General features: G+C 62.4%; 10 protein-coding genes. 8 read left to right on the forward strand and 2 right to left on the reverse strand.

The window, feature by feature from the left end:
* Positions 1–76: 76 nt before the first annotated feature.
* On the reverse strand, positions 77–724 hold the full coding sequence (narL, locus tag BW979_RS16580) for a two-component system response regulator NarL (RefSeq protein WP_047229176.1): 648 nt from the start codon (positions 722–724) through the stop codon (positions 77–79).
* Positions 721–2,520 carry a HAMP domain-containing protein gene (locus BW979_RS16585; protein ID WP_076384511.1) on the reverse strand — a complete coding sequence of 600 codons (1,800 nt, stop codon included), beginning with the start codon at positions 2,518–2,520 and terminating at the stop codon, positions 721–723. The genes narL and BW979_RS16585 overlap by 4 nt, the downstream gene beginning before the upstream one ends.
* 311 nt (positions 2,521–2,831) lie before the next feature.
* Here BW979_RS16585 and BW979_RS16590 point away from each other — a divergent pair, with 311 nt between their 5' ends.
* The 8 genes from BW979_RS16590 (at position 2,832) to moaA (ending at position 14,317) form a co-directional block, all read left to right on the forward strand.
* Positions 2,832–4,133, forward strand: a complete 1,302-nt coding sequence (locus BW979_RS16590; protein WP_047229174.1) for an MFS transporter — start codon at positions 2,832–2,834, stop codon at positions 4,131–4,133.
* The gene (locus BW979_RS16595) at positions 4,111–5,508 is read left to right on the forward strand and encodes a NarK family nitrate/nitrite MFS transporter (RefSeq protein WP_047229173.1); all 1,398 of its coding nucleotides are present in this window, start codon (positions 4,111–4,113) and stop codon (positions 5,506–5,508) included. Before BW979_RS16590 ends, BW979_RS16595 begins: the two co-directional genes overlap by 23 nt.
* 64 nt (positions 5,509–5,572) lie before the next feature.
* Positions 5,573–9,346 (forward strand): nitrate reductase subunit alpha, encoded by a 3,774-nt coding sequence (locus tag BW979_RS16600; RefSeq protein WP_076384513.1) that lies wholly within the window; start codon positions 5,573–5,575, stop codon positions 9,344–9,346.
* A 1-nt stretch (position 9,347) separates the two neighbouring features.
* Positions 9,348–10,886: a nitrate reductase subunit beta gene (gene narH, locus BW979_RS16605; RefSeq protein WP_076384515.1), complete on the forward strand. Its 1,539-nt coding sequence runs from the start codon at positions 9,348–9,350 to the stop codon at positions 10,884–10,886.
* 2 nt (positions 10,887–10,888) lie between these two features.
* The gene (narJ, locus tag BW979_RS16610) at positions 10,889–11,644 is read left to right on the forward strand and encodes a nitrate reductase molybdenum cofactor assembly chaperone (RefSeq protein ID WP_076384517.1); all 756 of its coding nucleotides are present in this window, start codon (positions 10,889–10,891) and stop codon (positions 11,642–11,644) included.
* The gene (gene narI, locus BW979_RS16615; protein ID WP_047229169.1) at positions 11,637–12,317 is read left to right on the forward strand and encodes a respiratory nitrate reductase subunit gamma; all 681 of its coding nucleotides are present in this window, start codon (positions 11,637–11,639) and stop codon (positions 12,315–12,317) included. The genes narJ and narI overlap by 8 nt, the downstream gene beginning before the upstream one ends.
* Before the next feature lie 10 nt (positions 12,318–12,327).
* Positions 12,328–13,299: a peptidylprolyl isomerase gene (locus BW979_RS16620; RefSeq protein ID WP_076384519.1), complete on the forward strand. Its 972-nt coding sequence runs from the start codon at positions 12,328–12,330 to the stop codon at positions 13,297–13,299.
* Between the two features lie 25 nt (positions 13,300–13,324).
* Positions 13,325–14,317: a GTP 3',8-cyclase MoaA gene (moaA, locus tag BW979_RS16625; RefSeq protein WP_076384521.1), complete on the forward strand. Its 993-nt coding sequence runs from the start codon at positions 13,325–13,327 to the stop codon at positions 14,315–14,317.
* The last annotated feature ends 68 nt before the right edge of the window (positions 14,318–14,385 follow it).

Raw genomic sequence — 14,385 nt, forward strand, 5'->3', positions numbered from 1 at the left:
CAGCTTGCAGGGATGTTGAATGTGCCGCCGTCATCGCGAGCAGGCTTTGCTCCCACAGGAGGTGTGGTTTGCCGGGCTAGCCCACTCCGCGCAGATGCTCCATGGCCCACACGGCGGCTTCGACCCGTGAGCGCAACCCCAGTTTGTGCAGCAGGTTCTTCACATGGACCTTGACCGTGCCTTCGGTGATGCCCAGCTTGTGGCCGATGACTTTGTTGCTGCAGCCGCCGGCGATGGTCTTGAGTACCTGGCGTTCGCGTTCGGTCAGTTCCACGTCGGCCTGGCGGGGAGGGGAGCGCAAGGCCTGGGCCATGACGCGGGTCAGGCCGGGGCTGATCACCAGCGCGCCGTTGAGGGCATCGCGGATGTACTGCACCAGCAACTCCGGCTCCATGTCCTTGAGCAGGTAACCGTTGGCATCCAGGCGCAGGGCATCGCGAATGTCGTCCTCGGCGTCGGATACGGTGAACAGCAATACCTTGCCGGTGTAATGCATGGCCCGCAGCCGGCGCAGGGTTTCGATGCCGTTCATTTGCGGCATGTTGTTGTCCAGCAGGACCAGGTCAGGTTTGAGCGGTTCGATCAGGGTCAGGGCTTCTTCGCCGTGGCTGGCTTCGCCGACGATGTGCAAGTCGTCTTCGAGTTCGAGCATTTGGCGGATCCCTCGACGCATCATTGGATGGTCGTCGACCAGCAGGAGGGTGTGACGCAGGGGGGCGTTCATGTTGCAAGACCTTCGCTGTGTTGGCCCAGGAATTCCGGTTGGAAATGCACCTGGATACGGGTGCCCTGGGGCGTTCGGGAGATAATTTGCAGTTGGCCGCGCAAGCTGCGGGCCCGTTCGTTCATGATGTTCAGGCCGTGGTGTTCGCGCTGGTCCACTTCGCCACTGAAGCCCCGGCCATCGTCTTCGACCGACAGTCGCACGGTTTCGCCTTCCTGGCGCAGTTCGAGCCAGGCGTTCTCTGCGTGGGCATGGCGCAGGCAGTTGGAGAGCGCCTCGCGGGTGATCTGCAGGATATGGATCTGCTCACTGGCCGACAGCTCGAAGGCCAGGGTGTCGACGAACAGATGCACCCGGAAATCGCCCCGGCGGGAGAACTCTTCAGCGGTGTCCTTGAGTTCCTGGACCAGCCCGTCGTCGTGGATCTGCAAGCGGAACGTGGTGAGCAGTTCGCGCAACTGCCGGTAGGCATTGTTCAGGCCTTCGCGCAGTTCGGCGGTGACGGTTTCCAGGGTTTGCACCGGTTCGCCGCGACGCATCAGGGTTTGCATGCGGCTGACTTGCAGCTTCATGTACGACAAGGCCTGGGCCAGGGAGTCATGCAGTTCGCGGGCGATGATCGTGCGCTCATCGAGCAACAGCAGGCGATGGTCCTGTTCGCGCTGGCGCTTGAGAGACAGCGAGGTGCCGATCAGGTTTGCCAGGGCCTGGATCAGTGCGGTTTCCCAGGGTTGCGCCGCGTGACCGTCGACAAAATGCGCCTTGAGTTCACCCAGTTCCGTGCCCTGGTTACTGATGCTGAACGTCTGCGGCCGGGCGCTGTGGTGTTTCTGGCAGGTGGCGCAATCGCTGCTGGCGCAGACCTCGCGGCTGTTGGCGCCATGCAGCGACAGCAGTTGCCGGGCGGGCGCCTGCAACTGGCCTTGCAGACACAGCGACAGGCGCAGGCCCGGCAGCCGCTGCTGGAACCGGCTGATCAGTTCATCCAGCCCTTCGGCATTGGCCTGCCGCGTGGCCAGGCTGCGGCTGCTCTGGTACAGCAGCTCCAGGGCGGCATTGGCCTGTTGCAGGTTCAGGGTCTTTTGCTGGACCTGATTCTCCAGGGTGCGATGGGATTGCTCGATGGTCTCGGCCATGGTGTTGAAGCTGGTCGCCAGTTGGCCCAGTTCATCCTCTGACTGATGGTTGACCCGCACCTGGAATTCGCCACGGCGAAAGCGCTGGGTGGCGTCCACCAGTTCCTGCAAGGGCGTGACCACACCGTACTGCAATTCATACAGACCGATCAGCAGGATGATCATGGTGGTGAACAGCGCCATGCCCTGGATCGTCTGTTGCCAGGCTTGCTTGTGCTCGCTCTGGCGTTGCAACAGGGTGACGAACTGGTCCAGTTGCGCAACGAAGGAAGCGGCACTGGCCTGGAAGAACGCCGAATCGCCGCGTTCGATGGCCGGGCGCAAGGTCTGGTTCCAACGCTGCATGAGGCTCTGATAACTCTGATGCAGGGAGGTCGCCGGTCCGTCTTCCAGCACGGCGCGCAAGGACGGGCTTTCGAGACGTCGTTGCAGGCTGTCGATGATCGCCGGGACATCGTCGCTGGCCCCGGCTGCCAGTTTCCAGCTCAGGTGATAGGTCTCCATACGCACGGAACCGGCGGTGTTGATGGCGGCCGCGTCGCCCTGGCTGAACCAGGCAATCAGACCTGCGCTCAAGGAACTGGCCAGGGCGAGGATGGCGATCAGGATCACCGCCAGCCCGGCGCGAGCGGGCAGGGAACTGCGCAGCCACCGCATCATCGAGACTGGCCCTGGAGGAAATTCTGCAAACCGAACATGGGGACGCCCTGGCGTTGGGGGGGTATAGCAGCCGATCCCGGGCGCACTACCTCTAAAGAGTTGTCGGCCGCTACGTTTCGATAAAAGCCACGGCCGAAATGTTCAAAGCCTTGATAAATAAAGGTTCTTATCAACTTCAGGCTCTACCCCCTAAGAGGTAGACGGCCCCAGCATAGGCCAGTACCGCCGGGACGCACGTTGACCCAGGTCAAGTTTTTACGGGGTAGGCATCACTAGGCTGCGCTCATCGAACTGACGGGGAGTGCATCGAGATGCGAGCGCAAGTGCAACAAGGGTTGGTACTGGGGATGAGTACCCTGGCCTTCACCGTGTGCTTCATGGTCTGGATGATGTTTGCCGTGCTCGGTGTTCCGATCAAGGAAATGCTGGCGCTCAACGAAACCCAATTCGGTCTGCTGGCCGCCACGCCGGTGCTGACCGGTTCCCTGGTGCGCTTGCCCCTGGGCCTGCTGACCGACCGCTTCGGCGGGCGCATCGTGTTCTTCCTGCTGATGCTCTCCTGTGTGCTGCCGTTGTACCTGATCACCCTGGCCACGGCTTTCTGGCAGTTCCTGGTGCTGGGCCTGTTTGTCGGGCTGGCCGGTGGATCGTTCTCGGTGGGCATCGCTTATGTGGCCAAGTGGTTCGACAAGCAGAATCAAGGCTTCGCCATGGGTGTGTTCGGCGCGGGCAACGCCGGCGCCGCGCTGACCAAATTCCTCGCTCCTGCCTTGATCGCCTTCGGTTCCTGGCACCTGGTGCCGAAGGTGTTCAGCGCCATTCTGTTCATCACCGCGCTGCTGTTCTGGTTTCTCACAACCGAGAAGAAGGAGCACAGCGGCACCGGCGGCGCCACGTTGCGCGAGCAACTGAAAACCCTGAAAGAACCAGCGGTGTGGCGCTACTGCCAGTACTACTCGATCGTGTTCGGCGGCTATGTAGCCCTGGCCCTGTGGATGACCAAGTACTACGTGCAGGAATACGGCTTCAGCCTGCAAAGCGCGGCGCTGCTGGCGGCCTGCTTCTCCCTGCCCGGTGGCGTATTGCGGGCCGTCGGTGGCTGGATGTCCGACCGCTGGGGCGCCCAGAGCGTGACCTGGTGGGTGTTGTGGGTCAGCTGGATCTGCCTGTTCCTGCTCTCGTACCCACAGACCCAACTGCAAGTGCAGACCGTCAACGGCACGGTGGATTTTCATATCGGCCTCAACGCCACGCTGTTCACCGTGCTGCTGTTCGTGATGGGCATCGCCTTCGCGTTCGGCAAGGCCTCGGTCTTCAAGTACATCGCCAACGACTACCCGAAAAACATGGGCGCGGTGTCCGGCATCGTCGGCCTGGCCGGCGGCCTGGGCGGGTTCGTGTTGCCGATCATGTTCGGCGCCCTGGTGGACCTCACCGGCGTGCGCTCGTCCTGCTTCATGTTGATGTACGGCGTGGTCTGGGTCTCCCTGACCTGGATGTACTTCAGCGAAGTTCGCAAGCGCCCGCTGCTGGGTAAACAGCCGCCGGCCAGCCAATCCCCGTTTTCCAGCATTGCCCAAGGAGAAGAACATGTCCGTTCTGCAAACGCCTGAAAAGGGCCCGGTCATTCATGACTGGCGTCCGGAAGACCCCGCGTTCTGGGGCAAGAGTGGCAAACAGACTGCCCGGCGTAACCTGTGGATTTCCATCCCGGCGCTGCTGTTGGCCTTCGCGGTGTGGATGGTCTGGAGCACGGTGATCGTGCGCCTGAACGCCATCGGTTTCAGTTTCAGCACCGACCAGTTGTTCTGGCTCGCGGCGTTGCCGGGCCTGTCCGGCGCGACCTTGCGCATCTTCTATTCGTTCATGGTGCCGATCTTCGGCGGTCGTCGCTGGACGGCCCTGAGCACTGCGTCGCTGCTGTTGCCGGCGCTGTGGATGGGCTTTGCCGTGCAGGATCCGGCCACGCCTTACAGCGTGTTCGTGCTGATTGCGCTGCTCTGCGGCTTTGGCGGCGGTAACTTCGCCTCGAGCATGTCCAACATCAGCTTCTTTTACCCCAAGTCCCAGCAGGGCACAGCCCTGGGCCTGAACGCCGGGCTGGGCAACCTGGGCGTGTCGGTGATGCAGTTCAGCGTGCCGCTGGTGATTTCCTTCGGCGTGTTCGGCTTCATGGGCGGCCAGCCGCAGGTACTGGCTGACGGCAGCTCGCTGTGGCTGCAAAACGCCGGTTTTATCTGGGTGCCGTTCATCCTCGCCGTGACCGTGATTGCCTGGTTCGGCATGAACGACCTGTCCAGCGCCCGCGCTTCGTTCAGTGAGCAGGCAGTGATTTTCAAGCGCAAGCACAACTGGCTGATGTGCTGGTTGTACCTGGCGACCTTCGGCTCGTTCATCGGCTTCTCCGCCGCGTTTCCGCTGCTGATCAAAACCTCGTTCCCGGAAGTCATCGCCCTGAAGTTCGCCTTCCTCGGTCCGCTGGTCGGTGCCCTGGTGCGGCCACTGGGTGGCTGGCTGGCGGACAAGCTCGGCGGCGCGAAGGTTACGTTGTGGAACTTCGTGCTGATGATCGCGATGGTGTTCGGGGTCCTTCATTTCCTGCCCCAAGGCGGCCAGGGCGGCAGCTTCTACGGCTTCCTGGGGATGTTCATGTTGCTGTTCGTCACCACTGGCGTGGGCAACGGGTCGACCTTCCGCATGATCCCGGTGATCTTCCGCACCCTGCATGAAAAAGCCAGCCGCGGCCAAAAGCCCGAGCTACGCGAACAAGCGCTCAAGAACGCCGGCAAGGAATCGGCCGCAGTGCTGGGTTTCAGCTCGGCCATGGGCGCCTTCGGCGCGTTCTTCATCCCCAAATCATTCGGCACTTCGATGGCCCTGACCGGCGGCCCGGAGATGGCCTTCTACATGTTCGTCGGCTTTTACCTGAGCTGCATCGTGGTGACCTGGTGGTGGTATGCCCGCAAGGGCGCCGCAACACCGTGCTAAGCCGAACCTAAACCTGCGTGGGCGGGGCGCAGACCCCGCGGAGCAAGCCTGAGAGGAACACACTGTGAGTCATTTACTGGATCAACTGCGGTTTTTCAACCGCAAGCAAGGCGAGTTTTCCGAGGGGCACGGCGAGACCCGCAAGGAGTCCCGCGACTGGGAGAACGTCTACCGCTCCCGCTGGCAGTACGACAAGATCGTGCGCTCCACCCATGGGGTGAACTGCACCGGCTCGTGCTCGTGGAAAATCTACGTCAAGAACGGCCTGATCACCTGGGAAACCCAGCAGACCGACTACCCGCGCACCCGTAACGACCTGCCCAACCACGAGCCGCGTGGCTGCCCTCGTGGCGCCAGCTACAGCTGGTACATCTACAGCGCCAACCGGCTCAAGTACCCGAAGATCCGCAAGCCATTGCTCAAGCTGTGGCGCGAAGCCCGGCAGACCCTGCCGCCCGTGGAAGCGTGGGCCAGCATTGTCGAAAACAAGGCCAAGGCCGACTCGTATAAAAGCAAGCGCGGCATGGGTGGTTTCATCCGTTCCAACTGGGAAGAAGTCAACGAGATCATCGCCGCCGCCAACGTCTACACCGTCAAGCAATACGGCCCGGATCGGGTGGTTGGCTTCTCGCCGATCCCGGCGATGTCGATGGTCAGCTACGCCGCGGGTTCGCGTTACCTGTCGCTGATCGGTGGCGTGTGCCTGAGCTTCTACGACTGGTACTGCGACCTGCCGCCAGCCTCGCCGATGGTCTGGGGCGAGCAGACCGACGTGCCGGAATCGGCCGACTGGTACAACTCCAACTACATCATTGCCTGGGGCTCCAACGTCCCGCAGACCCGTACCCCCGACGCGCACTTTTTCACCGAGGTGCGTTACAAGGGCACCAAGACCGTGGCGATCACCCCGGACTATTCGGAAGTCGCCAAGCTCACCGACCTGTGGCTCAACCCTAAGCAGGGCACCGACGCGGCACTTGCCCAGGCTTTCAACCATGTGATCTTCAAAGAGTTTCACCTGGACAAGCCCAGCGCCTACTTCACCGAGTACGCCAAGCGCTACACCGACCTGCCGGTGCTGGTGATGCTCAAGCCGATGCTCGGCGTGGCGCCGGGCTCCGGCTACCAGCCTGATCGCTTCCTGCGCGCCAGCGACCTGACCAACAACCTCGGCCAGGACAATAACCCGGAGTGGAAAACCATCGCCCTGGATGCCAGCGGTGAACTGGTTTCTCCCCAAGGCTCCATCGGCTATCGCTGGGGCGAAGAGGGCAAATGGAACATCCTGGCCCGTGAAGGCGGCGAGGGCCGTGAGATCGACCTCAAGCTCAGCCTGATTGGCGATGACGTGGCTGAAGTGGCCTTCCCGTATTTTGCCGGTGAAGCCCAGGAGTACTTCCAGCATGTGGCCGGTGACGCGGTGCAGTACCGCCGGGTGCCGGTGCACAACGTGGTGCTGGCCGACGGCAGCGTGGTGAAAGTCGCCACGGTGTTTGACCTGTCGGCGGCCAACCTGGCCATCGACCGTGGCCTGGGCGGCGCCAACGTCGCCAAGGACTACGACGACGCCTCGGTGCCCGGCACCCCGGCCTGGCAGGAGCAGATCACCGGTGTGAGCCGCGAGAAAGCGATCCAGATCGCCCGCGAATTCGCCGACAACGCCGACAAGACCCGTGGCCGTTCGATGATCATCGTCGGCGCGGCGATGAACCACTGGTACCACATGGACATGAACTACCGTGGGCTGATCAACATGCTCATGCTGTGTGGTTGTGTCGGCCAGACCGGCGGCGGTTGGGCCCACTATGTCGGCCAGGAAAAACTCCGTCCGCAATGTGGCTGGCTGCCCCTGGCCTTCGGCCTGGACTGGAACCGTCCGCCACGGCAGATGAACGGCACCAGCTTCTTCTACGGCCACAGCTCGCAATGGCGCCACGAGAAGATGAGCATGCACGACGTGCTGTCGCCTCTGGCGGATAAATCGCAGTTCCCTGAGCATGCCCTGGACTACAACATCCGCGCCGAACGCGCCGGCTGGTTGCCCAGCGCGCCACAATTGAACACCAACCCGCTGAACATTTGCCGCGATGCTGCTGCCGCCGGCATGGACCCGAAAGACTACGTGGTCAAGTCCTGGCAGGACGGCAGCCTGCGGTTTGCCTGCGAACAACCCGACAGCCCGGAAAACTTCCCGCGCAACATGTTCATCTGGCGTTCCAATCTGCTGGGGTCCTCGGGCAAAGGCCACGAGTACATGCTCAAGTACCTGCTGGGCACCAAGAACGGCGTGATGAACGAAGACATCGGCTTTGGTGGCGAATCCAAGCCGACCGAGGCTGAATGGGTCGACAACGGTGCCATCGGCAAACTGGACCTGGTGACCACCCTGGACTTCCGCATGTCCTCGACCTGCGTGTATTCCGACATCGTCTTGCCGACCGCGACCTGGTACGAAAAAGACGACATGAACACCTCGGACATGCACCCGTTCATTCACCCGCTGTCAGCGGCTATCGACCCGGCCTGGGAGTCGCGTTCGGACTGGGAAATCTACAAGGGCATCGCCAAGGCGTTCTCCGCCATGTCGGTCGGGCACCTGGGTGTCGAGAAAGACCTGGTCACCGTGCCGTTGATGCATGACAGCGTCGGTGAACTGGCCCAGCCGTTTGGCGGCACTGACTGGAAAAGCGCCGGCGTGGCGCCGCAACCGGGCAAGAACGCACCGAACCTGCAAGTGGTGGAGCGCGATTACCCCAACATCTACAAGCAGTTCACCTCCCTGGGCCCGATGTTGGAGAAACTCGGCAATGGCGGCAAGGGCATCAACTGGAACACCGACGATGAAGTGAAATTCCTCGGTGAGCTCAATCACCATGAGGTCGACGCCGGTATCAGCCAGGGTCGGCCGAAGATCGACAGCGCCATTGACGCGGCCGAAGTGATTCTGTCCCTGGCCCCGGAAACCAACGGCCAGGTGGCCGTCAAGGCCTGGGCGGCCCTGTCGAAATTCACCGGCATCGATCACAGCCACCTGGCGCTGTCCAAGGCCCACGAGGCGATTCGCTTCCGCGACATCCAGGCGCAGCCGCGCAAGATCATTTCCAGCCCGACCTGGTCTGGCCTGGAAGACGATCACGTCAGCTACAACGCCGGTTACACCAACGTTCACGAAGCGATTCCATGGCGCACCATCACCGGCCGCCAGCAGTTCTACCAGGATCACCCGTGGATGCAGGCGTTCGGCGAGCAACTGATGAGTTATCGGCCGCCGGTCAACACCCGCACCATCGAAGGCGTCAAGGGCAAGCGCAGCAATGGCGAGACCGAAATCGTCCTGAACTGGATCACCCCGCACCAGAAGTGGGGCATCCACAGCACCTACAGCGACAACTTGCTGATGCTCACCTTGAGCCGCGGCGGGCCGATCGTCTGGCTCTCGGAAATCGACGCCAAGCGCGCCGGTATCGAGGACAACGACTGGATTGAATGCTTCAACGTCAACGGTGCGCTGACCGCCCGTGCGGTGGTCAGCCAGCGGGTCAAGGAAGGCATGGTGATGATGTACCACGCCCAGGAACGGATCGTGAACGTGCCCGGCTCGGAAACCACCAAGACCCGTGGCGGCCACCACAACTCGGTGACCCGCGTGGTGCTCAAGCCCACTCATATGATCGGTGGCTACGCGCAACAGGCCTACGGTTTCAACTATTACGGCACGGTCGGTTGCAACCGCGACGAGTTCGTCGTGGTGCGCAAGATGTCCAAGGTCGATTGGCTCGACGGTTCCAGTGGCGATGATCTGCCGCGTCCACTGCCAACCGATATCGAGGAGAACTGAGATGAAAATTCGCTCACAAATCGGCATGGTCCTGAACCTGGACAAATGCATCGGCTGTCACACCTGCTCGATTACCTGCAAGAACGTCTGGACCAGCCGCGAAGGCATGGAATACGCCTGGTTCAACAACGTCGAATCCAAGCCTGGCATCGGTTACCCCAAAGAATGGGAAAACCAGGACAAGTGGAAGGGCGGCTGGATCCGTAACGCCGACGGTTCGATCAACCCACGCATCGGCGGCAAGTTCCGCGTGCTGGCGAACATCTTCGCCAACCCGGACTTGCCGAGCCTGGACGATTACTACGAACCGTTCGACTTCGACTACCAGCACCTGCACACCGCGCCTTTGGGCGAGCATCAGCCCACCGCACGGCCGCGCTCGCTGGTGTCCGGCAAGCGCATGGAGAAAATCGAGTGGGGCCCGAACTGGGAGGAGATCCTGGGCACCGAGTTTGCCAAGCGGCGCAAGGACAAGAACTTCGACCAGATCCAGGCCGACATCTACGGCGAGTACGAAAACACCTTCATGATGTACCTGCCGCGCCTGTGCGAGCACTGCCTGAACCCGGCGTGCGCGGCGTCCTGCCCGAGCGGGGCGATCTACAAGCGCGAGGAGGACGGCATCGTCCTGATCGACCAGGAGAAATGCCGCGGCTGGCGCATGTGCATCAGCGGCTGCCCGTACAAGAAGATCTATTTCAACTGGAAGAGCGGCAAATCGGAGAAATGCATTTTCTGCTACCCGCGCATCGAAGCCGGGATGCCGACGGTTTGCGCTGAAACCTGCGTCGGCCGCATCCGCTACCTCGGGGTGTTGCTGTACGACGCCGACCGCATCAGCGAAGTGGCGAGCACCGCCAACGAGCACGATCTGTATGAGAAGCAACTGGAGATCTTCCTCGACCCGAACGACCCGGCGGTGATTCGCCAAGCCCTGGCCGACGGTGTGCCGCAGTCGGTGATCGACTCGGCGCAACGCTCGCCGGTCTACAAAATGGCCGTGGACTGGAAACTCGCGCTGCCACTGCACCCGGAATACCGCACCTTGCCAATGGTCTGGTACGTGCCGCCACTGTCGCCGATCCAGAACGCTGCGGCGGCCGGCACCGTGGGCATGAACGGGGTGATCCCGGACGTCGACAGCCTGCGCATTCCGCTGCGCTACCTGGCCAACATGCTCACCGCCGGCGATGAAAAGCCGGTCAAGCGCGCCCTCAAGCGCCTGCTGGCGATGCGTGCCTACAAGCGTTCCGAACAGGTGGACGGCGTGCAGGACCTGCAAGTGCTGGCCGATGTCGGCCTGAGCGTGAACCAGGTGGAAGAGATGTACCGCTACCTGGCCATCGCCAACTACGAAGACCGTTTTGTCGTGCCAAGCGCCCACCGCGAAGACGCCATGAGCGATGCGTTCGCCGAACGCTCCGGTTGTGGTTTCAGTTTCGGCAGCGGTTGCAGCGGCAGTTCCGACACCAACATGTTCGGCGCCAAGAAGGCCAACCGCCGCGACGTCATCAAAACCGTGCAGTTGTGGGAGGAATGAACATGCGCATTCTCAAGGTGATTTCGTTGCTGCTCGATTATCCGACCGAAATCCTGGTGGCCGGTCGCGACGAGCTGGAGCAGGCGATTGTGCAGGCACGGGAAATCAGCCCGAAGCAGCGCGCTGCGCTGTTCGAGCTGCTGGAACTGATCTGTGGCCAGGACCTGATGGACGGCCAGGAGCACTACGGCGCGCTGTTCGGCCGTGGGCGCTCGCTGTCGCTGCTGCTGTTCGAACACGTCCATGGCGAGTCCCGCGACCGGGGCCAGGCCATGGTGGACATGATGGCCCAGTACGAAGAGGCCGGTTTTGCCATCGGCGTGAAGGAACTGCCCGATTACATCCCGCTGTACCTGGAGTTTCTCTCCACCCGCGAAGACATCGAGGCCCGCGAAGGACTGGCCGATGTGGCGCATCTGCTGGCCTTGCTGGCTGCGCGCCTGGAAGAGCGCGAGAGTGCCTACGCCAGTTGTTTCCGTGCCTTGCTGCAAATCGCCGGGGCCGAGCCCCAGGTGGCGGTGGCCGAGTTGCGTGAGCAGGTCAAGGCCGAGCCACGCGACGACTCCCTCGAAGCCCTGGACAGGATCTGGGAAGAGGAAGCGGTGGATTTCATGAAGGCCGAGCAGCAGGACCGTTGCAGTTCGCTGCCGAGTGCGCCGGGCAAGGCCCGGGACGAAAGCGCGGTGCCGTTGCATTGGGTGGATTTTCAGCATGAAGGACGGGCCGCTGCGCCCGCCGGGGAGGTGGGCAATGTCTAAATGGGATCTGTTGATGTTCGGGGTCTACCCCTATGTCGCCTTGGCGATTTGCCTGATCGGCAGTTGGGCGCGGTTTGACCTGTCCCAGTACACCTGGAAGGCCGGCTCCAGCCAGATGCTGAGCAACCGTGGCATGCGCGTGGCGAGCAATCTGTTCCATGTCGGTGTGTTGTTCGTCCTGGCCGGCCACTTTGTCGGCCTGCTGACGCCGGCGGCGATCTATCACCATGTGTTGAGCACTGAGAACAAACAGTTGCTGGCGATGGTGTCCGGCGGGTTCTTTGGGGTGCTGGGTCTGATCGGTCTGGTGATGCTGCTCAACCGGCGGCTGAGCGACCCGCGAGTGCGCGCCACGTCCAGCACGTCGGACATCCTGGTGTTGGTGGTGCTGCTGGTGCAACTGGTGCTGGGGTTGATGACCATTGTGGCATCCACCGCCCATATGGACGGTTCGGTGATGGTGATGCTGGCCGACTGGGCACAGAACACTGTGCTGTTGCGTCCGGTGGAGGCGGCCGCGGCCATTGCGCCGGTGGGCTTGGTCTACAAGCTTCATGTGGTACTGGGCCTGACCCTGTTCGTGCTGTTCCCGTTCACCCGTCTCGTCCATATCGTCAGTGCGCCGGTCTGGTACCTGGGGCGTCGTTATCAAATCGTGCGGCAGAAGTTCTAAGGAGACGATCATGGCTAGTGGATGCGGATGTGGCGGCGGTAACGGGGGCAGCGGCGGCTGCGGTTCTTCAGCGAAAGCAGCGCCAGTGACCCCGCCGCTCAGCGATATCGAGCCGGCGGGCGCGGTGCAGTTCGAACCGGCCCAGGCCGGGCCGGTGGCCGGTGAGGAAGCCCCGGCACAATTGATTGCCAGCAGTGAGCAGGAGTGGCCGATCATCAGCGTCAACGGGGTGTCGATCACCCCCCAGGCGATGGCCCAGGAGCTGCAGTATCACCCGGCTGAGAGCCGCGAGGATGCGGTCTACCAGGCGGCCCGGGCGTTGGTGATCCGGGAGTTGCTTCAGCAACGCATCGCCGAGCTGGGGCTGGCGTTGCAGGTGGGCGCCGGTGAAAACGAAGAGGAGGCGGCCACGCGGCTGTTGCTCGAGCGTGAGGTGCAGGTGCCGCAATGTGATGAGGCGACCTGCCTGCGCTACTACGAAAGCAATCGGGCGCGCTTTCACAGCGCCCCCTTGCTGGCGGTGCGGCACATTCTGCTCGAATGCGCACCGGACGACGCCGAAGCGCGCGACCAGGCTCACGGCCAGGCCGAAACCCTGCTGCAACGCCTGGACGAGTTCCCCGGTAGCTTTGCCGAACTGGCGTTGAACCACTCAGCCTGCCCGTCCAAGGCTCAGGGCGGCTCGCTGGGGCAGATCAGTAAGGGCCAGACCGTGCCCGAACTGGAGCGCCAGTTGTTTGCCTTGCCGGCGGGCCTGGTGGGCAAACCGCTGGAAAGCCGCTACGGCTGGCATGTGATCAGCATCGATCAGCGTGTCGAAGGCCAACCGTTGCCTTATGAGGCGGTGGCGACGGCGATTCGCACCCAGCTGCAACAAGGCGTGTGGCAGAAGGCGCTGGTGCAGTACCTGCAAACCCTGATCGGTGCGGCGGACATTCGCGGCATTCATCTTCAGGGCGCCGACTCGCCGCTGGTGCAGTGAGCACCGGCTCAATCAGGGGACAGACATGAACGCCGTGTTGCAGGACGGATTTGGGCGCCAGATCGACTATCTGCGGATGTCGGTGACCGATCGTTGTGATTTTCGCTGCGTGTATTGCATGGCGAAAAACATGACCTTCCTGCCGCGCCAGCAGGTGTTGACCCTGGAGGAACTGCACCGATTGGCGCGGTTGTTCGTGGGGCTGGGGGTCAAGAAAATCCGCCTGACCGGTGGCGAACCGCTGATCCGTCCGGGCATCGTCGGGTTGTGTCGCGACATCGCGGCATTGCCCGGCCTGCGGGAACTGGTGATGACCAGCAACGGTTCGCAGCTGGGACGACTGGCCCGGCCGCTGGTCGATGTCGGGGTCAAGCGCATGAACATCAGCCTGGACAGCCTGGATGGCGAGCGTTTTCGGGCGATCACCCGCAACGGCGATCTGGATCAGGTGCTGGCGGGCATTGAAGCGGCGAAGGGCGCAGGGTTCGAGCGGATCAAGCTCAACTGCGTGGTGATGAAAGGGCGCAACTTCGATGAAGTCCCGGCGCTGGTGCAGTACGCCATCGAGCAACGCATCGACATCAGCTTCATCGAGGAAATGCCCTTGGGTGAGGTCGGGCGTGCCCGGGGCGAGTCGTTCTGTTCCAGCGATGAGGTGCGGGCGGTCATTGCCAATCATCACCGCTTGCTCGACAGCACCGAAAACAGCGGCGGCCCGGCGCGTTATGTGCGCCTGGAGCAGCACGCGCAGACCCGGATCGGTTTCATTTCCCCCAATACCCACAACTTTTGCGCCAGTTGCAACCGGGTGCGCATGACCGTTGAAGGGCGGTTGCTGCTGTGCCTGGGACAGGAAGATTCTCTGGACCTGCGCAGTTTGTTGCGGCGCTATCCGCTGGACGATCAACCGCTGATCCAGGCGGTACAACAGGCGCTGCGCGGCAAACCCCTGCGTCACGACTTCAACCCTGGCGGGGAAGTGCAGATTGTGCGGTTCATGAACATGAGTGGTGGGTGAGCCTCAGCGCAGATGTTGAATGGACCGCCGTTATCGCGAGCAGGCTCGCTCCCACAGGGATTTGTGGT

This window comes from Pseudomonas sp. A214, from assembly GCF_900156295.1.
GTDB classification, from domain to species: Bacteria; Pseudomonadota; Gammaproteobacteria; order Pseudomonadales; family Pseudomonadaceae; genus Aquipseudomonas; species Aquipseudomonas rhizophila.

Bases quoted from the DNA above. Each gene is read 5' to 3' on its own strand.
- narL (WP_047229176.1), bottom strand. From the start codon at position 724: ATGAACGCCCCCCTGCGTCACACCCTCCTGCTGGTCGACGACCATCCA.
- BW979_RS16585 (WP_076384511.1), bottom strand. From the start codon at position 2,520: ATGATGCGGTGGCTGCGCAGTTCCCTGCCCGCTCGCGCCGGGCTGGCG.
- BW979_RS16590 (WP_047229174.1), top strand. From the start codon at position 2,832: ATGCGAGCGCAAGTGCAACAAGGGTTGGTACTGGGGATGAGTACCCTG.
- BW979_RS16595 (WP_047229173.1), top strand. From the start codon at position 4,111: ATGTCCGTTCTGCAAACGCCTGAAAAGGGCCCGGTCATTCATGACTGG.
- narH (WP_076384515.1), top strand. From the start codon at position 9,348: ATGAAAATTCGCTCACAAATCGGCATGGTCCTGAACCTGGACAAATGC.
- narJ (WP_076384517.1), top strand. From the start codon at position 10,889: ATGCGCATTCTCAAGGTGATTTCGTTGCTGCTCGATTATCCGACCGAA.
- narI (WP_047229169.1), top strand. From the start codon at position 11,637: ATGTCTAAATGGGATCTGTTGATGTTCGGGGTCTACCCCTATGTCGCC.
- BW979_RS16620 (WP_076384519.1), top strand. From the start codon at position 12,328: ATGGCTAGTGGATGCGGATGTGGCGGCGGTAACGGGGGCAGCGGCGGC.
- moaA (WP_076384521.1), top strand. From the start codon at position 13,325: ATGAACGCCGTGTTGCAGGACGGATTTGGGCGCCAGATCGACTATCTG.